Origin of the sequence: Runella sp. (assembly GCF_965279615.1) — a bacterium.
GTDB lineage: Bacteria > Bacteroidota > Bacteroidia > Cytophagales > Spirosomataceae > Runella.
Genome location: NZ_OZ257252.1, coordinates 3,733,259 through 3,751,922, shown reverse-complemented (window position 1 = coordinate 3,751,922; position 18,664 = coordinate 3,733,259). Strand labels below are relative to the sequence as shown.

Annotated in this window: 14 protein-coding genes; 6 read left to right on the top strand and 8 right to left on the bottom strand. The window is 45.4% G+C overall.

Translation table 11 applies throughout. From position 1 onward, the window contains the following. Positions 1–62: 62 nt before the first annotated feature. Together ACQY73_RS15845 and ACQY73_RS15840 are read right to left on the bottom strand one after the other, a co-directional pair. On the bottom strand, positions 63–2,240 hold the full coding sequence (locus tag ACQY73_RS15845) for a M28 family peptidase (RefSeq protein ID WP_428667788.1): 2,178 nt from the start codon (positions 2,238–2,240) through the stop codon (positions 63–65). Between the two features lie 33 nt (positions 2,241–2,273). Further along, a complete protein-coding gene (locus ACQY73_RS15840; protein ID WP_428667786.1) occupies positions 2,274–3,014 on the bottom strand; it encodes a hypothetical protein in 741 nt (246 codons plus the stop codon). A gap of 154 nt (positions 3,015–3,168) precedes the next feature. Here ACQY73_RS15840 and ACQY73_RS15835 point away from each other — a divergent pair, with 154 nt between their 5' ends. Beyond that, entirely contained in the window at positions 3,169–3,618 is a 450-nt protein-coding gene (locus ACQY73_RS15835; protein ID WP_428667784.1) for a hypothetical protein, read from the top strand. A gap of 268 nt (positions 3,619–3,886) precedes the next feature. On the opposite strand, the gene ACQY73_RS15830 is transcribed toward ACQY73_RS15835, so the two are convergent. The 3 genes from ACQY73_RS15830 to ACQY73_RS15820 form a co-directional block, all read right to left on the bottom strand. Further along, positions 3,887–4,501, bottom strand: coding sequence for a transposase (locus ACQY73_RS15830; RefSeq protein ID WP_428667782.1), 615 nt, complete (start codon positions 4,499–4,501; stop codon positions 3,887–3,889). A gap of 229 nt (positions 4,502–4,730) precedes the next feature. Next, entirely contained in the window at positions 4,731–7,580 is a 2,850-nt protein-coding gene (gene uvrA, locus ACQY73_RS15825; RefSeq protein ID WP_428667780.1) for an excinuclease ABC subunit UvrA, read from the bottom strand. Between the two features lie 102 nt (positions 7,581–7,682). Further along, a complete protein-coding gene (locus ACQY73_RS15820) occupies positions 7,683–10,892 on the bottom strand; it encodes a S41 family peptidase (RefSeq protein ID WP_428667778.1) in 3,210 nt (1,069 codons plus the stop codon). 128 nt (positions 10,893–11,020) lie between these two features. Between ACQY73_RS15820 and ACQY73_RS15815 the strand changes: the two genes are divergently transcribed. From ACQY73_RS15815 to frr, 5 genes are all read left to right on the top strand, one after another. Further along, a complete protein-coding gene (locus ACQY73_RS15815) occupies positions 11,021–12,307 on the top strand; it encodes an acetylxylan esterase (RefSeq protein ID WP_428667776.1) in 1,287 nt (428 codons plus the stop codon). A gap of 106 nt (positions 12,308–12,413) precedes the next feature. After that, positions 12,414–13,322 carry a DMT family transporter gene (locus ACQY73_RS15810; protein ID WP_428667774.1) on the top strand — a complete coding sequence of 303 codons (909 nt, stop codon included), beginning with the start codon at positions 12,414–12,416 and terminating at the stop codon, positions 13,320–13,322. A gap of 41 nt (positions 13,323–13,363) precedes the next feature. Continuing rightward, positions 13,364–13,864, top strand: coding sequence for a biotin/lipoyl-containing protein (locus tag ACQY73_RS15805; protein WP_428667772.1), 501 nt, complete (start codon positions 13,364–13,366; stop codon positions 13,862–13,864). Positions 13,865–13,931: 67 nt separating this feature from the next. Continuing rightward, entirely contained in the window at positions 13,932–14,654 is a 723-nt protein-coding gene (pyrH, locus tag ACQY73_RS15800) for a UMP kinase (RefSeq protein ID WP_428667770.1), read from the top strand. 87 nt (positions 14,655–14,741) lie between these two features. Continuing rightward, entirely contained in the window at positions 14,742–15,302 is a 561-nt protein-coding gene (gene frr / locus ACQY73_RS15795) for a ribosome recycling factor (protein ID WP_428667768.1), read from the top strand. Between the two features lie 91 nt (positions 15,303–15,393). On the opposite strand, the gene ACQY73_RS15790 is transcribed toward frr, so the two are convergent. The 3 genes from ACQY73_RS15790 to ACQY73_RS15780 form a co-directional block, all read right to left on the bottom strand. After that, entirely contained in the window at positions 15,394–15,690 is a 297-nt protein-coding gene (locus ACQY73_RS15790) for a rhodanese-like domain-containing protein (RefSeq protein WP_428667766.1), read from the bottom strand. 90 nt (positions 15,691–15,780) lie between these two features. Continuing rightward, a complete protein-coding gene (locus ACQY73_RS15785) occupies positions 15,781–17,730 on the bottom strand; it encodes a T9SS type A sorting domain-containing protein (protein ID WP_428667764.1) in 1,950 nt (649 codons plus the stop codon). Next, positions 17,723–18,514 carry a PASTA domain-containing protein gene (locus ACQY73_RS15780; protein WP_428667762.1) on the bottom strand — a complete coding sequence of 264 codons (792 nt, stop codon included), beginning with the start codon at positions 18,512–18,514 and terminating at the stop codon, positions 17,723–17,725. Before ACQY73_RS15780 ends, ACQY73_RS15785 begins: the two co-directional genes overlap by 8 nt. Between the last annotated feature and the right edge of the window lie 150 nt (positions 18,515–18,664).

Genomic DNA, 18,664 nt, shown 5'->3' with positions numbered 1-18,664 from the left:
ATGTCTCATCTCAATAAGGCAGAAATAAGGCTAAGATACTTGCCAACGTATGACTGCCGCTCTTAATTTTTAGCTCCACCCAACGACGAAGCGCTTCCGCCTAACTGTTGGTTCATTGTCACAATTTTTGTATTCAGGGACTCAATGGCTTTGGCGTGTCGTGCTTCAATGTCAGGCAAATTGGCCGTTGATTTGAGCGATGCTTCGTATTGAAAAGCCGGCAACATCCAGGATGCGTAGCCACTGTAAGGATCAGAAGACGCATACAAAGAGCGGTACCATGAGCCATAAGCCATGCCTTTAGGGTCGAGGAAGGCTTTTTCCAAATCCCTTAATTCTTTGTTGATGGCGGCTACTTTCACTTTATCGAGTTGCTCAGATGCCAACAATGTTTTGATACGGCTTTCAAACTGTTCGGCGTTTTGCTTTAATATTTCCACCTGAGCCAACAATTTATCAACCGAGTAATCAGACTTATACGCCTTAACAGCTTTTTCGGCGGTTTTGAGGTGCGTTGCCAAGTCAGTTGCGTACCTCGAAACATCGTACGGCAAAATATCAGCATTGGCCAACCGCAACGACATTGTTCCTACCACCTGCTCAACCATCGGACCCATTTTGTACGTAGAATCCACAAATTTATTGTAAAAGAATAAGTCATCGTACTGAGAATGATAAAGGGTTGGGCCACCTGTTCCCGCACTTAGTGAAGGAATCCCGGCGTGCATATAAAAGGCAATGTGGTCGGAGCCGCCGCCTAAGTTACCAATCGTTGGCTCATCAACAACTGCTACGGGCGCTGCGCTGTTTATCCCTACCGTACTTCCTCTTTTGCCGCCTTTTTGTGCCATCCAATGTTCGTAAACCGTTTTGTTGGAATCAGGATATTGTACTGACTGCGTAGCTTCGATGAGGAGCTTTTTTAACGAAGGCGACGAACTTCCGCCGAATATTTTTCCTGAAACGGCGGCGTCATAATTCATGTACGCAACGGCTTTGGCGGTCAACTCATCGCGCATTTGTTCTACCCATTCAGCCGAACCAATGACGCCGTGTTCTTCTGCGTCCCAATGGCAGATCTTGACCGTGCGCTTAGGTTTTTGGGGTAATTTTCCCAATGATTCAGCCAACGTCAAAAGCATAGCAGTACCGCTGTTGGGGTCGGTAGAACCGTATGACCAAGCATCATAATGACAACCGGCAATGATCCACTCGTCCGGGAACTCGCTTCCGGTAAGCGTTCCTACGACTTGATAAATACGCACAAACTCTTTGTCTTGCTTTACTTTCAAATGCACTTTCAACTCAGAACCGCCTTCCAGGCGATACGCCAAAGGCAAACCTCCCTGCCATCCTGCCGGAACGGCCTTGCCGGTCATGCGTTTGAGGATCTCAACGGCGGAGCCCCAAGGAAGTGGCGTAACGGGAATTTTATGAAAAGACGCGTCTTTAGGGTCAAGGCGTTTGATTTTTTTTGGACCATCCAATGGCAATGCCGGTTCAAAAGGAGTTAGCGGATCGCCGGTATAATCTACAGTCAATAATGAACCTCTTTGGATGGTATTATCATTAGGTTGCGACCCTTCCGGAAACGTAACGCCTTTCATGTAGCCGTTGTCGGCAGGATCGGTATAAATGATAACGCCGGCTGCCCCTGCGGCTTCAGCATGTTTTGCCTTATACCCACGGAAATTACCTCCGTAACGAGCCAATACAATTTTGCCTTTAACGGAAATACCCATTGCTTTCAATTGCTCGAAATCTTCTTTGCGACCGTAATTAGCATATACGACTTCAGTTGTGACATCTCCCGTTCCCGAGTAAGAATTCCAACCGGGCGTGAGGCGCGGATCGGCGGAGTATTTGTCTTCCTTTATAATAAACTCACGATTGTTGAGCGGCATTCGAATCGGTTCTACCACTTCCACCAAACTTTCGCCGGGGCTTTTGGAAAGATAAATGTCGTGCGGAAAAATTTCCACCTGCAATCCGGCTTTGCGCATCACATCGGCGATGTAATCACGGACTTTTTCGTTTTCGGGCGTACCGGCCAAGTGTGGCACACTTGTTAGTTTTTGAAGGTGATTTTTATAGCGTTCGGACGATTGCTTGGTGCGGTATTCCTGTTCAACCTTTTCCTGTTTTGACTGGTTGGAAACCGAAAATCCGCTAATGGATTTTTGGGCGTGCGCATACATGCCGAGAAGCAGCAGACCGCCTGCAACAAAAGTGCTTTTCATAGGTGAGTTAATGAGAATTATTGTTGATGAAAATTATTTAGCGTCAAAAACAGGCTTGCCGGTTTTTATCTTAATGTAGTTTCCCACGACCGACGCTGCATTGCCAAAACCGCAGTCGTACGCATCTCCTACGTAATCTACCTGCACCAGATTGGTTTCAAAAATGAGGCGCAGTTTGCACTTGCCAAACTCATTGTTTTCATAAATAGCCTGATTGCCAATGAGCTTGACCGTGGTTTTATCGATCATAGCCATATTGTAGGCAGGAGGCCCGTTTATGCAGTCAAAACCCAAGGTGATTTTGCTTGGATCATTCTGAATGATCTTCAATTCTCCGGAGCCGCTATCTTTTCCAAAAGAATAAAAATAAGTACCGGTCAGATTGGGCAGCGGTTTTGCAGCAACACTACTGCTATTGGTTTGCTTAAGATTCAGTTTGAGCTCTTTGCTATTGCTTTTTGGGGCAAACCAACTTCCCGAAATGGACTCTCCTTTCAATGTGCCTGAATAGGTTCCTGTTACGGTCCCGTCTGCCATTAGTTCATTGGCAAAAAGGGTGCCTTCTTCAATGTGCCCAATGACTGTGATGGGAATTCCTTTTTTCGTATAAACCACATTTCCAAAGACAGCGTTGCCGGCTTGTGTTAAGGTAAGAACGATTGGAATTGTGTTGTTTATCGTGCCTTCAAATGTTTTTTGAATACGACTTTGACTATGAGAATATTGACTGAAAAAAAAACATAAAAAAGCCGAAATAATGCATTTAAAAGGCATTCTATAAGTTAGTTTAGGTTGGTTTAGCAAGTTAATAAAATCTTTTAAAAAGCTGTTAACAATCATTAACCGGGCCATTATAAACCTTTGCGATTTTCAGCGTTCTAAGAGTAAAATAAGCAAAATCATTGTATCATTAAAACAAATAAATGCCATGAAAAAGTTAGTGTTTGCAGCCGCCTTGATCTTAGTAGCTTTCGGAAGTGCCAATGCCCAATGGGGTAATAACGGCCGTGACCGTAGGAATGATGACCGTTATGATAACCGCCGTGACGACCGCGGATATGATTCGCATAATAATAGGGGTGGAAATATGGGCGATAGAATAGATGATTTCCAACGTGAAGCCCGTCGTCGAATAGCCGATGGCATTGCGCAGGGTTCTTTATCATCTCGTGAAGCAAAACATTTAATGCGTGATGTAGAACGCATTGAGCGCAAAGAGCAGATCTTCTGGCGTGACCGGGTGCTTGACCCTCGCGAACGTCGTGAATTGACAGATGATTTGGTAGCGCTTAATCGTGAAATTACCCATGAGAGACGGGATAATGAGCGTTCGACCTACGACGACTACGGTCGCAATGGTCAACGTAGAGGATGGTGAGTAGCGACAAAGGGCCGAAATTTTCGGCCCTTTGTTTTTTTATGCCCGAAATTGTAGGGGCAGGCCTCGCGTCTGCCCTTTTTGTGTCCGTATTTGTAGTGGCGGTTATTGAAATATTATCGCGGTTATCGAGCGGAGGTAAACCCCGCCCCTACAGGTTTAGATGTTCGTAGGGGCAGGCCTCGCGTCTGCCCTTTTTTGCGTTTGTATTTGCGTCGGCAATTATTGAAATAGTGTCGCGAATTCCGGGCGGAGGCAAGCCCCGCCCCTACGCGTCGTGTCGTTCAGTCATGCGTATAAGCAGCCTGTCCAGATTATCAGAATCTTCTGACCATCTTTCGGGATTGGTAGCAATGTAATGTTGAATATTAATAAACTCTTGGTTATCTCGAATAATGCGCTCCCAATAATTACGTTGCCAACATTTGGCTATTTCATCTACATTGTTTTGTCGAATAAGATCGTAATACCTTTTGAAAACCACCAATTTAAACGCACAAATAATATCGCCTAGAGTAGGGGCAGGCTTTACGTCTGCCCAAACAGAGGCACTGGAAAATACCCCTAAGATTTGGATAATTGCATGAAAATGATTGGGCATGATGATATACTCATCTAATTCTATCTGGGGAAATCGTCTGGGGAGTGCGAGCCATTCGTGTTTAATAATTTGCCCTAACTGAATCAATTTAGGTTGGTTATCAATTATTTCTCCAAAAATACATTCACGATTTCTGGCGCATATCGTTATGAAATAATACTCTTGGGAGCTGTAATCAAAATCCTTAAGTCGAATAGAATTTCGATGATGGATTTTGGGATTAAATTTCATCTTAAATCGTATTGTAACCTGTCCATTTTGAGATTGGACGAAAAGTATCATGAATTGTCACGTACCTGCAATACGATTGTTGATAAAATCCGTAGGGGCAGGCCTTGCGTCTGCCCTTTTTGCGCTGGCGATTAGTTGGAACTCTTCGCGGTTACCGGGCGGAGGTAAACCCCGCCCCTACGAATTTGGAAGCCCGTAGGGGCAGGCCTTGCGTCTGCCCTTTTGCGTCCGTATTTGCGTTGGCGGTTTCGCGGTTGCCGGGCGGAGGTAAACTCCACCCCTACGATAATTCGGCTTTCAAAAATTTCCCCGTAAAACTCTCTTTTACCTTCGCTACTTTTTCGGGTGTTCCTTCCGCGATGATACGTCCGCCGGCGTTGCCGCCTTCCGGGCCGAGGTCGATGACGTAATCGGATACTTTGATAACGTCCATGTTGTGTTCGATGATCAGAACCGTGTTCCCTTTGTCTACCAGTTTGTTCAGTACATCCAATAAATGGCGAATATCCTGAAAATGAAGTCCGGTAGTAGGTTCATCCAAAATGTAGAGCGTTTGTCCGGTGTCTTTTTTAGAAAGCTCTTCTGCCAATTTCACCCGCTGCGCTTCTCCGCCCGAAAGAGTGGTGGCGTGTTGGCCGAGGGTAATGTATCCCAATCCTACGTCATTCAGGGTTACTACTTTTCGGTTGATTTTTGGGATACTTTCAAAGAATTCCAATGCCTGTTCTACGGTCATGTCCAGTACATCGGAAATGGATTTTCCTTTAAAACGTACTTCTAAGGTTTCCCGATTAAAACGTTTTCCCTTACAGGTGTCGCAGTTTACATACACATCGGGAAGAAATTCCATTTCGATTTTTTTCATTCCTGCTCCTTCACAATCTTCACAACGACCGCCTTTGACATTGAATGAAAAACGTCCCGGCTTATAGCCCCGGATTTTGGCTTCGGGAAGCTCGGCATACAACGAACGAATTTCGGAGAAAAGATTGGTGTAAGTGGCCGGGTTTGAGCGCGGCGTACGACCGATGGGGGATTGGTCCACTTCGATCACTTTGTCAATGTGTTCCAAACCTTCCACACTTTTGTAAGGCAACGGTTCGCGTTTGGAATTGTAAAAATGGCGGTTCAAAATAGGGAACAATGTTTCGTGAATCAACGAAGATTTGCCACTTCCACTCACACCCGTTACGCAGAGCATTTTGCCCAAAGGCAGGTTGAGCGTTACGTTTTTAAGATTATTCCCCGTTGTCCCTTTCAGAACAATGGTTTTGCCATTGCCTTCACGGCGTTTTTTCGGAACGTCAATCGCGATTCTGCCGCTCAGGTAATCAGCAGTCAATGAGCCGTTTTTCAAAAATGTATCAGGTGTTCCATACCCTACTACTTGACCACCATGACGTCCGGCACCGGGACCGATGTCCAGAATATAATCAGATTCGAGCATCATGTCTTTGTCGTGTTCTACGACCAATACGGTGTTGCCTAAATCACGTAATTTTTTCAATGAATCAATGAGACGCACATTGTCACGTTGGTGAAGACCGATGCTCGGTTCATCCATGATGTACAAAACACCCGTGAGCTGCGTGCCGATTTGCGTGGCAAGACGGATGCGTTGCGCTTCGCCACCCGATAAAGTTTTAAGAGGCCGATTTAATGTTAAATAATCCAACCCGACATCCAGCAGAAAACCAACACGTTTGCGAATTTCTTTCAATACTTCGCGCCCGATCAATTGTTGTCGTTCTGTGATGCGATTTTCCAGACCGTTCAGCCAATTGGCCAATTCACGAATGTCAATATTAGACAGATCAGCTATATTTTTATCGTCGATCTTAAACCAAAGAGCTTCTTTTTTCAGACGAGCGCCGTGGCAATCGGGACAGGTCGTAATGGTCATGAAATCCTTAAGCCAATCCTGAATCTTCTCAGAACCGTTTTCCTGCTGCCGGCGCAAAAACGTAATAATTCCCTCGTATTTGCTGTTCCACTCTGTGCCTTCGTATTTTTTGGAAGGAACGGGAACGGGTTCATCCGTACCATTCAGCATGAGGTCGATGGCTTCCGGCGGAAACTTATCTATCGGAGTACTGAGCGTTACTTTGAAAGGTTTAAGCAATATTTCCAATTGTTTGAAAATCCACAAGTCACGGTATTCGCCAATGGGTGCAATGGCTCCACGGCTCAGACTCAGGCTTTTATCGGGAATAACACTATCGGGGGTAATTTCTTCCACCACTCCTAAACCTTGGCAGGTCGGGCACCAACCATAGGGAGAGTTAAATGAAAAACTATTGGGAGCCGGGTCGTCGTAACTGATTCCGGCTTCCGGGTCCATCAGGTTTTGGGAGAAATAATGAACTTCGTTTTTCTTGTCCAAAAGCATCATTACTCCCTTGCCTTGTTTCAGCGTTGTTCCCACGGATTGACTCAATCGGAAACGATCTTCTGTTTTGGGAATCAATCTATCGACTACAATTTCAATGTCATGAATTTTGTAGCGGTCGAGCTGCATTTTGGGAGTGATGTCCTGCACTTCATTATCTACACGAACTTTGGTATAGCCGAGTTTGGCAATTTGCACAAACAATTCCCGGTAATGTCCTTTCCGCCCTTTGACCACGGGAGCCAACAACGTTGCCTTCTGATTTTCAAATTGACTCAGAATCTGATCAATGATCTGATCCTGCGATTGCTTGACCATCGGACGCCCGGTCACGTAACTGAAGGCATCGCCTGAGCGAGCATACAATAAGCGCAGGAAGTCATAGATTTCGGTTACGGTCCCAACCGTGGAGCGCGGATTGCGAGACGTGGTCTTTTGCTCAATGCTGATGACGGGGCTGAGTCCGTCGATCTTGTCCACGTCAGGGCGTTCCATGTTGCCCAAAAAACCACGGGCATAGGCTGAAAAGCTTTCCATGTAGCGACGTTGACCTTCGGCATAAATGGTATCAAATGCGAGGGAAGATTTACCACTGCCGCTGATGCCTGTCACGACCACAAGTTTGTTGCGCGGAATGGTAACGTCAATATTTTTAAGATTATGCTCACGGGCACCCATTACCTCAATCAGGTCTTGGCCGGTGAGTTCAATGTCTGTAAGCGTAGGTTTGTTATTGTCCATGAATTGGTAACGCAAAACGAAAGCGCAAAGTTACCAACTATTTGGGGTTAATAAGAGCTTTGCCAAAGTTTTGAGCTTTGGCAAAGCTCTTATGCATTTATATTACTTCACCTCCTTCATCAACTCCTCCACGGCGCGTTCCAATTGCTGGTCTTTGCCTTTGATAATGACTTCATAGTCATTCCAAACCTTGATGTCGGGTTCGGTTTGGGCATTTTCCAAATAGGTGCCGGCCATGGTTTTAACGCCCACGGGCGGCACGCCCCAACGGATGCTTGGGTCCTGAAGCACTTCCCAACCTGCAAACGTACAGGTGCCCGGTACAGGCTGTCCCACGAGTTTGTTGAGTTTGGTGGCTTGTGTCATGAATGCGTAGCAGTGGCCGTCAGAATAGTTAGCTTCGTTGGCGAGTGAAATACTTGGTCTGGTCCAACGATAGCTTGGCTCAGAATAAATGACACGCGTATCGGTGGAATTGTACATGTAGGTTTTACCCGAAAAGAACGTTGAAAGGTCAGAAACCAGATCGCCGCCGCTGTTGAAACGTGTATCTACAACGATTCCTTTTTTGGTGGCAAATTTTCCCATTACTTCTTCATACGTTACGCGGAAAGGGCCGTCGGCCATGCCCGGAATGTGAATATATCCCAAAGCGCCTTTGCTCAGTTTTTCAACTTCCTCCTGATTGCGACGTACCCAACGTTTGTACAAAAGTTGGTTTTCTTCGCCGGTACTCACGGGTTTTACCACTATTTCGCGGCGGGCGGTGCCGTCCAACAATGCCAAAAGTACATTCTTGCCCGCTTTACGATTGAGGTACTGTGCCAAATCTCGGTCGGCGGTGATGGGCTCTCCGTCAATGGCTTCGATGATCGTGCCTACTTTGATGTTCAAACCCGCTTTGTCGAGTGGACCATCTTTGACTACTTCCTCAATGCGTACACCCGGACCGGTAAAATTTACGTCATAAAAAACGCCCAACGCGGCAGTGGCATCGCCATTGCCGAAAGCGCCGTAAGAAGCGCCGCTGTGTGATACGTTGAGTTCGCCCAGCAATTCGCTCATCATTTCTGCAAATTCATAATTGTTGCCAATGTGTGGTAAATAGCTTTGATAATCAGGTTTGTAACTGTCCCAATTTACACCGTGAAAAGTTGCGGTATAGAATGTTTTCTTTGTTCGACGCCAAACGTGTTCAAACATAAACGCCCGCTCGGCGGCCACGTCCAGGTTCATGTCTCCGTTGGTGCCGATGCTTTCCTGCTTTCCGGAAGTCGGGTCAATTTTGGAAATACGACCGTCGGCGTTCAAAAAGATGCTTTTCTGGTCTTTGTCCCACACCATACTGCCTCCGCCGTTGGCATTAAGGGCTACCAATTGTTTGGTTTCTTTAGTGCGCAAATTGGTACTCCAAAGATTGTAGCCTTTTTCAAAACGCGTCATATAATACAGCATGTCGCCGTCTTTGTTGATAAGTGCGTCGGAAAGATTAGAAGAGTGAATCGTCAATTTTGCTTTGCGAAGTTCAAGCCCTTCCATTTCGATCACTACGGCGGTATCTTTCTTGGCGTCTTTTTTCTTGGTCGTGTCGGCCTTGGCGTTTTTTTCGTCTATTTCTTTGGCAAGAGCTGCTTCTTCTTTGGTCAGTTTGAATTTGTCAAAAGCCGCTTGGGTAAAAAACAGCGCATAAGCATCCATCTGACTGTTACCGCTTTGTGAGAGACTTTTCAATCCTTCACGGTTGCTGAACCACAACATGGCTTTCCCGCCCAACACCCACTTGGCGCGCCCGTCTTCAAAGCCGCTTTCAGTCAGGTTGGTTACTTTGCCTTTGCCGTCGGTTGAAATAAGACCGATTTCTCCTTCACGAATGTTTGGAATGTTATAATCAAACATAAACCATTTTCCATCGGGACTCCATTGGAAATATTGGTCGTTATCGCCCCATGAAAACAGTTCTTTGTCGGTCAATATCGTGCGAATCTGCTTGGTAGCCAAGTTCATGATATTGAGCGTAGCGCGGTTTTCGAGGAAGGCTATTTCTTTGCCGTCGGGAGAATATGACGGTTGATAGTTTTCTTTTTCATTGGAAATCAATGCCGTTTCTTTCAACACCGTGGACGCGTAAAAATAAGGCTCTTCTTTGCGGTTGATACGTGTTTCGTAGATTTTCCAGCTGTTGCCGCGTTCTGAAGAATACAATAAGGCTTTTCCGTCAGGTGAAAAACTCACGTTGCGCTCCTGTTCGGGTGTATTGGTGATGCGTTTGGTCAAGCCACCTTCTACAGAACTGACAAACACTTCACCCCGGAAAATATACGCTACTTCTTTGCCGTTGGGCGACACGGCCATGTCACGCACCCCACCGCTGACCGACACCACGCGTTCGTTGTTGGCGTGGGCATCGGCAGAAATGCTGATGTTTACTTTTTGGGGTTGTGCGCCGGATTTAAGCGTGTAAATTTCACCGTCGTAACTGAAGCAAAGAGTACCGTCGGTGGCAATGCTCAAAAAGCGAACGGGATGTTTTTTAAACGATGTAACGGCTTGCGGCTGAGCGGGAGCATCCAACGAAAGTTTATGAACGTTGAAAGAACCGTTGGCTTCGCTCAAATAATACAGGCTTTTATCGCCTTCTGCAAAAACGGGATTGCGATCTTCGCCGGCGAAAGCAGTCAGTTTGGTATGTTTTGCGGTTTTGGTATCATACGTCCAAATATCTCTTGTGATTGACGACGTATGGTGTTTGCGCCAAGGATTTTCGCCTCCTTTTTTGTCGTGATACACCATCTTGCTGCCATCGCGATTGTATTTCACATCTTCGGCGGGGGTACTGAAAAGTTGCTGTACGCGGCCGCCTTTCGTGCCCACGCTGTAAAGTTCCGGCTGCGAACCCGTTGGATATTGGCGGTTGGAAGCTACATCCATGCGTACACCTCCGAATACAACACGTTGGTTGTCAGGCGAGAAATCGTAAGGGTACTCGCTGTTGGAGTGAAACGTCAGTCGCTTGGCTTCGCCGCCTTCGGCAGGAATGGTAAATACGTCAAAATTGCCGAAACGATCAGAAGCAAAGGCAATCGTCTTGCTGTCGTGCGACCATACGGGCATAAAATCGTGGGCTTCGTGCAGCGTTAAAGGAGTGGCCGCCCCGCCCGTGGCCGCTACTTTCCAAAGATCACCTTTGTAAGTAAAAACGATGGTTTTTCCATCGGGAGAAATGCTCGAGTAGCGGAGCCATTTAGGAGGAGTTTGGGCAAAAGAGTTAAAAGCAAAAAGCGCTAAAGTGAGGGCTTTAAAAAAGATTTTCACAATGTATTTGGATTAGAATGGATAAATGAAGTGCGAAACTTTGCCAAAGTTACCTAAAAACGATAGAAAACCGCAATTGGATTCTTTCAGGTACAGAGTCAAAATAATGCATCTCAAAATAGACATATATGCACAAGTTATCCACAATAAAAGCAGCAATTCTCACTTTTCTAAGTTTCTCTTATTTAGTGAACGGCTTTGCCCAAAAAATTCCCGTCAATTATGATGAGTCACAAATGCCGGCTTATATCTTGCCTGATCCATTAGTACTTCCCAACGGTAAACTCATCAAAACAAAAGAAGTGTGGGAGAAAACGGGGCGGCCTGCGGTTTTGAAATTATTTGCCGAGAATGTGTACGGTGTCAATCCATTTCCGGGATCGATCAAAATAGAAGTAAAAGTCAAAGCCGTTAATGAAAACGCATTGGGCGGGAAAGCCGTTTCCAAGCAAATTACGCTTCGTTTTCCTGAAATTTCACCAACACTAGCGGTGAATATTCTGCTGTATTTGCCAAAAAATGCCCAAAAAGCGCCCGTTTTTGTGAGCCTTAATTTTATGGGAAATCACACCGCTACGCAGGAAAAAGACGTTTTTGTGACCGAAAACTGGGTGAATTCAAACTTTGATAAAACATTCGTCAACAACAAGGCAACCGATGCTTCTCGCGGAATTGCCGAACGAAGATGGCCGATGGAAGCCATCGTATCTCGCGGCTATGCCGTAGCCACGGCTTATTACGGCGATCTCGAAGCCGATCACGCCGAAGGCTGGAAAACGGGACTGCGCTCGGTGCTTACTCCGGAACAACGCGAAAAATGGAGCGCTATCGGCGTTTGGGCGTGGAGCATGAGCCGCATGGTGGATTATTTACTGAAAAACGAATTGCAGATCGACAAACAAAAGATAATTGCGGTGGGGCATTCACGGATCGGCAAAGCCACGTTATGGGCAGCGGCAGAAGACCCACGTTTTGCCATTGTCATTTCCAACGATTCAGGCGAGGGTGGCGCGGCATTGGCGCGGCGGTGGATCGGTGAAACGGTCGAGCATCTCAACACTCAATTTCCGCATTGGTTTTGTGCCAATTACAAAAAATATAATAATGCAGTAGCGAAGCTGCCCGTTGACCAACACGAATTATTGGGATTGATGGCACCGCGTCCGTTGTACGTGGCGAGTGCTACCAAAGATGTTTGGGCTGATCCCAAAGGAGAATTTATGAGTGCAATAGAAGCTGAAAAAGTATATCAACTGTACAAACAAACGGGTTTGGGAACCACAACGATGCCACCTCCCAATACTCCCGTCGGGCAAATCATTGGGTATCATATTCGCGAAGGAGTGCATGATATTCTGTTGTACGATTGGCAACAATACATGAACTTTGCCGATAAGCACTTTGAAATCAAATAAACCGGCTATTTTTGCGGTGGCAAAAAATAATTATCCTTGGTAAGTAAGGTTAATAAACCAACGATGATGATTTTTGCCGTTGATTATAACACTAATCATTTTAGACGTGAACGATTCATCCAAAAGTCCTGCACAGGCGTGGATTTTACTGTTGTTGGTAGCCCTTACTTGGGGAACATCGTTCATTTTAATCAAAAAAAGCCTTCTTACCTTTAGCGTGACGGAAGTGGCAGCAGGGCGATTGTTTCTGGCGTCGTTGTTTTTTGTTCCTATCATGGTTGCCTCGCGTCGCCAAATTCCTCGTGACCGGTTTCCATATATACTGGTATCTGCGCTGACCGGTTATATTATTCCGGCCTTTCTGTTTGCGCTGGCGGGTACAAAATTGAATAGCTCCCTTTCGGGAATGCTCAATTCTCTTAGCCCTTTGTGTACGTTGGTGATCGGTGTATTGTTTTTTGCACAACCGCGCCGACCGTTGCAGATCGTGGGGATTTTGTTGGGCTTGCTCGGCTCCTGTTTTTTGATTTTCTCCAAAGGTGCCGGTACATTGAATGTGGCTGATCCTTACGCGTTTCTGATTCTGACCGCTACGCTTTTGTACGGAATCAATATCAACACTATTTCAAAACATTTGAGTCATTTGCCATCACTGGCCATGACCGCCTGGACGTTTGCGTTTACGGGGCCTATTTCATTTATCATATTATTTACAACCGATTTCTTTCCAAAAATTACGGCGGTCGAAAATATCCAACCAAGTGCTACGCTATTGGCTTTAGGTGTGATCGGTTCGGGCTTGGCATCGGTGATGTTTAACCGAATTGTGCAATTGGCTTCGGGGCTGTTTGCAGCTTCGGTCACGTATCTGATTCCTATTGTTGCGATCAGTTGGGGAATCTTTGACGGTGAGCGCATCAGTTTTCAGCAATACGTTGGAATGGGCATTATTTTGGCAGGAATTTACTTGGTTAACCGTCGGGAACGAGTTACACCCGATCCGGTCAAAAGTTGATACGTTTTACCTTAACTGATTTATCAAAAACTTGAAATGCTATGTTAAAAGTAACGGTCAACGAACAGCAAACATTTGACATTGATTCCAACAAAGGAGAAATGACCCTGAATGGTCAACCTTTTTACTGGGATTTGGTCGCGTTGAATAACGGGCGTTTTCATATTCTGCAAAATGATCGTTCGTATAATGTTGAGGTCATTGAAGCTGATTATGCTGAAAAAAGCTTTAAGATAAAGATCAACCAAAACATCTATACGGTAGCCGCCAAAGATCGTTTTGATCTGTTATTGGCCCAAATGGGCATGGCCGGCGGCGCGAAAAATAAAGTGAATAACCTCAAAGCGCCAATGCCGGGATTGATCTGGGACATTAAAGTACAGGTTGGCGATGTGGTGAAAGCGGGAGATATTGTGCTGGTACTTGTCGCCATGAAAATGGAAAATGCCCTAAAATCATCGGGCGAAGGTGTCGTAAAAAGCATTAAAGTAAACAAAGGAGACAGCGTAGATAAAAACCAGGTACTGGTCGAATTTGAATAAAAATGAACGCCTTTTAATAAACGTTATGAACATAAACTACACACTAATTAATAACTAAAAACATACCATGTCTCAACCTAAATATAAACGTATTCTTCTTAAACTCAGCGGTGAAGCGCTTAGTGGCCCTGACAAAAAACAGGTAATTGATTTTGATATTCTCCAGCAGTTTGCCAAGGAAGTAAAAACAATCGTTGATGCCGGTGTACAGGTGGCAGTTGTTATTGGCGGGGGCAATATATTTCGCGGAGCTTCGGTTGAGAAATCAGGGATTGATCGGGTACAGGGAGACCACATGGGAATGCTGGCAACGGTCATCAACAGCATGGCCATTCAGAGCTCGTTGGAAAAATTCGGGATGGTAACGCGTTTGCTTTCGGCCATCAAAATGGAGCAGGTAGCCGAGCCGATGATTCGCCGCCGGGCGGTGCGCCACTTGGAAAAAGGACGTATCGTAATTTTTGGGGCAGGTACAGGTAACCCCTACTTTACAACCGATTCGGCGGGGGCATTGCGCGCCATTGAGATCAACGCTGACGCCGTTTTGAAAGGAACACGCGTAGATGGAATTTACACCGCCGACCCCGAAAAAGACCCTACTGCGACGCGCTACGAAAAAATAACCTATGATGAAGCATTAAGTAAAAACCTCAAAATCATGGATTTGACGGCTTTTGCGCTTTGTAAGGAAAACAATTTGCCGATCATCGTTTTTGATATGAATAAGCCGGGAAACCTGCTTCGCCTCATCAACGGCGAATCGGTGGGAACATTAGTGACGAACGAATAAGAAATTGCAAATTTACCTTTACCAAATCAAACAGGGATAGGTTATCCGTATATCTCATAGTTAACGAATAACAATAACAAAGTAACAATGGAAGAAATCGAATTTTATCTCGAAGACGCCAAAGACACGATGGACCGGGCGATAAAGCACTTGACCATCGAATTATCAAAAATTCGCGCGGGAAAAGCTTCTCCCTCCATGTTGGACGGAATTCAGGTGGAATACTACGGGGTGATGTCGCCCTTAAATAATGTGGCTTCGATTACCACCCCTGATGCGCGTACGATCACGATCAAACCGTTTGAGAAAAAACTGATCGGAGAAGTGGAGAAAGCCATCCGAAACAGTAACATAGGTTTATCTCCTAATAACGACGGTGAAAACATTCGTCTCAGCATTCCGATGTTGACGGAAGAGCGCCGCCGCGATCTGGTGAAACGCGTAAAACAGGAAATCGAAACGGCCAAAGTGAACATCCGAAATATTCGTCAAAGCAGTAATGGCGATATTCGTAAATTGACCAAAGAAGGTGTTTCGGAAGATGAAGTGAAGATCGGTGAAGAGCGCGTGCAAAAACTAACCGACGGTTTTATTACAAAAGTAGATCAGATATTTTCTGCCAAAGAGCAGGATATTATGTCGGTATAAGCTTGTTGAGTATTGAGTAGAACGTAATGAGTAGTAAGTGTTAACGAAAAATGTTCTTCTCAATACTCATTACGTTCTACCTAAAATCGGTCTAATCCAGATCGCGGTAAGCTAAAATGCCGCCGATCACGTTGCGGACATTGGTGAAGCCCTGACTCTGCATGAACCGTTGGGCGGTTTCGCTCCGTTTGCCTGAGCGACAATGCACCAAAATTTCTTCGTCTCTAAGTTCTTCGATTTCACTGATGCGGTGAGGAAGCTCGCCTAATGGAATGAGCTGCCCGCCGATGTTGTCATCTTCGTATTCGTAATCTTCACGTACGTCAATAAGATTGATTTTTTCGCCGCTTTCAATGCGTTGTTTTAATTCTTCTACGGTAATATCCATTGTGATAGCTTGATGTTAAGTAAACAGATAGGAGGAACAGAATTGAGGGATCAAAGATGATAAAAAATGTAACTCAATAGGTGTTCAATATCATCGTTGTAACAAAATTTTCTTCACAACGGTTTTTTCTTCATTGGATAATCGCACCAAATAAAGCCCATTGGGCAATTCGGAGAGGTCCATCGTTTTGTCGGCAGATTGCACTTCCTGTTGTCTGACCAAAGCGCCGGTCAGGTTAAAAACGTCAATGCGATTGATCTCATCTGATTTCCAGTGAATCAGACCATTGGAAGGGTTGGGAAATACTTCCCAAACGGTTGGTCTTTCAGGTTCTACCGAAGTGATAGGAGGGAGTGCTTTGCCGCCAATAACCGGTCGTACCTGCAAACTGCCTTGAAAATAAGCCAAATTCGGGTCATTTTGAAAAGAGGTATAAGGTACCCATTCCTGCCCTAAATTTACAAATATCTGGTTTTCATGTTGCGTATTTCGGTCTAACCCTACGGCTATTCCGTCTTGACCCACTTGGAGCCAACCAACATAAAATGTATCTCTGACCGCTACGCCATAATCAAACGGAAATTCAATAAAGCCGTTGCGGGCGGTAGCGTACTCCACTTTAAAGGCTTTTTGCTGAAGCATGGTGCCCGGGCGACCATCTTTATTACTCCATACCTGAATGGTGATGGATTGGCCCGTCAGATCTTTCAGGATCGGAACAATGTTCATTCTCACGCCCGAAACAACATCGGGTTTATTCAAAAAATACCGAACGGTTGTTCGACCCAGCGTCCGGTTCATATACACAGCGTACTCAGCCGTTCCGTCGTCGTAGGCGTAATAATCATCCAAAACGGTTTTTCCCGAAATACTATCGTTGCGGCGCAGGTCAATGCCCGGAATCGAAGGATTTCGGTCGTCAGTGGTCAAAATTTGAAAGCGACTGAGGAGCGAAATGCGTTTGGTAACGTTAGTGTCAACGCTGATCGGAAGAGGCTTAACAGTTTTGTTTTGTGAACTGAATTGATCGATAAATACAGAGTTATCTTTCAGCTCTGTTTGAAAAATTTTCCCCGTTACTTCGTCTTTTAAGGTGTACGAAAAAGCCGTAGAGTTAAAGACATTGTGAAGGTTATTGATTCGCGTCGAGACAGAATCAGCCGTTTCGGCGGCAGGACGAACCATATACTGCTTTAGGGGCATGGCTGTATACCGTTTCAAAAAAGAAGTGACGGGAAGGCTGACGGCCACGTCCTGAATATAGCGATTTAAGCGACGGCTTTTATCAAGATAAACATAGTCAATATGCCAAGAATCAAATTGACCGGACTGACGCGCAAATGCCTGAAAACGAAACTGAAAGTTTGCGTGGAGATAGGCCGCATTCCGAATAGGCAACTGTACGTAATTGAAATTAGGATTGGGTACACCGCCCGGCTGCTTCCAGATGGTTTGCCAAACGCCTTTATCGTTTAAAAATTGAACCCGTAAGGAATCGTCGGCGTCAGGAAATTCACCCAAACCGCGCAGTTCCCAATAAAAACTCAGGTAAAGTGAATCGGCTGGTGTCAGACCTGCCAATGTAATGGGTTGAGAAGTGAGCGTATCACTGTTTCCCTGCGCATTTTGGTTGACCAAATTATAAGGCTGCCCTGCGGCATTGGCCCCATCAAACGTAACTACGTTCACCGTAGGATGGTTGATCGTATTGGTATTGTTAACATACGTACCACCCCCTGTCACCCACAAAGAAGGCGATGGGACACCGTTGGCTGCCAACGAAAAATCATCGAAAAAAGGAAGTGAAACCGCTTGCAGACGCGCGTTTTTTACGACAGGCGCAGTATGTGGCGGTGCAATGGGAAAGCCAACGAGTTGAGCTTGAGCCGCAACGCTCAAAAGTGTAAGGAATAAAATGCAACATAGCCTTTTTGTGCAAAAGGCTATGTTACGAGTATCCGATAATAAATATCCAATAACGGAAGTCCGATTTTTAGTAAGGGTTAACTGTGATTCTCCGGCTTCTCTAAAATTATTCATTCTGTTGTTCAGGTTGCGTATCAGGCGATCCACCAACTACCCATAAGTCTATCACCTCGCCAACGTGGATTTTATTTCCTGCCCCTGCTTCCGGATTTTGTCTTACCACAGTTCCGGGTGGTTTGGTAGGGTCATCGACAGGCATTACAAGTCCACGTTTGAGGCTGGAAGCTTTCAGGACAAAATCAGCTTCTTCAAGTGTTTTACCTACAACGTCCGGAACATCAAATTCAGTATTTCCGATACCATCTCCTACTTCTAAATCTATCTTTGATCCTTGTGGAATAAGTGTACCGGGTGTGATAGGCCTCCCATTGTACATTTGAGTCATGACAGAATTTTGAGCCGGGTCAGGAACGTATTTTATTTCTCCCAGTCGTAACCCTAAACGTGCCAATTCTGCTTCGGCGCTTCTTTTTGTGCGGTCAACCAGTTGGGGCATCTTTACGTTTGGCGCATTGAGTGCGGTGATGTAAACGTATATTTTGCGATCTTCCTTCACACGCAAACCCGACTTAGGGTTTTGCCGAATGACCGTCAATGGTTTTTGACCTACTACAAACGTACAATCGACCACTTCATAGCGTAAATTGCGCTCATCGAGGTAGTCTTCCAATTGCTGCACACTCATCCCCGATAGATCAGGTACTGTAATACTTTGTCCGTGATTGGTTGTAAATGGTAAATACAAAAAGAAGAACCCCAAAAATAGTGCCACAACAAGAGCTACGACAAGACTGATATGAACAAAAAGATCGGTACTCGAATTTGTGCTGATTTTCATACAATAGTTATAGATTGAATGGGCCGACGAAACGGCAAATTTTTGAATGAGTACATCCTTCCAATTACCTGTTGATACTCTCGCCGTGAGTTTACTGCAAAGAAAATCTAAATTTCTGAATTGGTGGTAAAATAGCCTTGATTTTGTATA

Bases quoted from the DNA above. Each gene is read 5' to 3' on its own strand.
- ACQY73_RS15845 (WP_428667788.1), bottom strand. From the start codon at position 2,240: ATGAAAAGCACTTTTGTTGCAGGCGGTCTGCTGCTTCTCGGCATGTAT.
- ACQY73_RS15840 (WP_428667786.1), bottom strand. From the start codon at position 3,014: ATGCCTTTTAAATGCATTATTTCGGCTTTTTTATGTTTTTTTTTCAGT.
- ACQY73_RS15835 (WP_428667784.1), top strand. From the start codon at position 3,169: ATGAAAAAGTTAGTGTTTGCAGCCGCCTTGATCTTAGTAGCTTTCGGA.
- ACQY73_RS15830 (WP_428667782.1), bottom strand. From the start codon at position 4,501: ATGATACTTTTCGTCCAATCTCAAAATGGACAGGTTACAATACGATTT.
- uvrA (WP_428667780.1), bottom strand. From the start codon at position 7,580: ATGGACAATAACAAACCTACGCTTACAGACATTGAACTCACCGGCCAA.
- ACQY73_RS15815 (WP_428667776.1), top strand. From the start codon at position 11,021: ATGCACAAGTTATCCACAATAAAAGCAGCAATTCTCACTTTTCTAAGT.
- ACQY73_RS15805 (WP_428667772.1), top strand. From the start codon at position 13,364: ATGTTAAAAGTAACGGTCAACGAACAGCAAACATTTGACATTGATTCC.
- pyrH (WP_428667770.1), top strand. From the start codon at position 13,932: ATGTCTCAACCTAAATATAAACGTATTCTTCTTAAACTCAGCGGTGAA.
- frr (WP_428667768.1), top strand. From the start codon at position 14,742: ATGGAAGAAATCGAATTTTATCTCGAAGACGCCAAAGACACGATGGAC.
- ACQY73_RS15790 (WP_428667766.1), bottom strand. From the start codon at position 15,690: ATGGATATTACCGTAGAAGAATTAAAACAACGCATTGAAAGCGGCGAA.
- ACQY73_RS15785 (WP_428667764.1), bottom strand. From the start codon at position 17,730: ATGAATAATTTTAGAGAAGCCGGAGAATCACAGTTAACCCTTACTAAA.
- ACQY73_RS15780 (WP_428667762.1), bottom strand. From the start codon at position 18,514: ATGAAAATCAGCACAAATTCGAGTACCGATCTTTTTGTTCATATCAGT.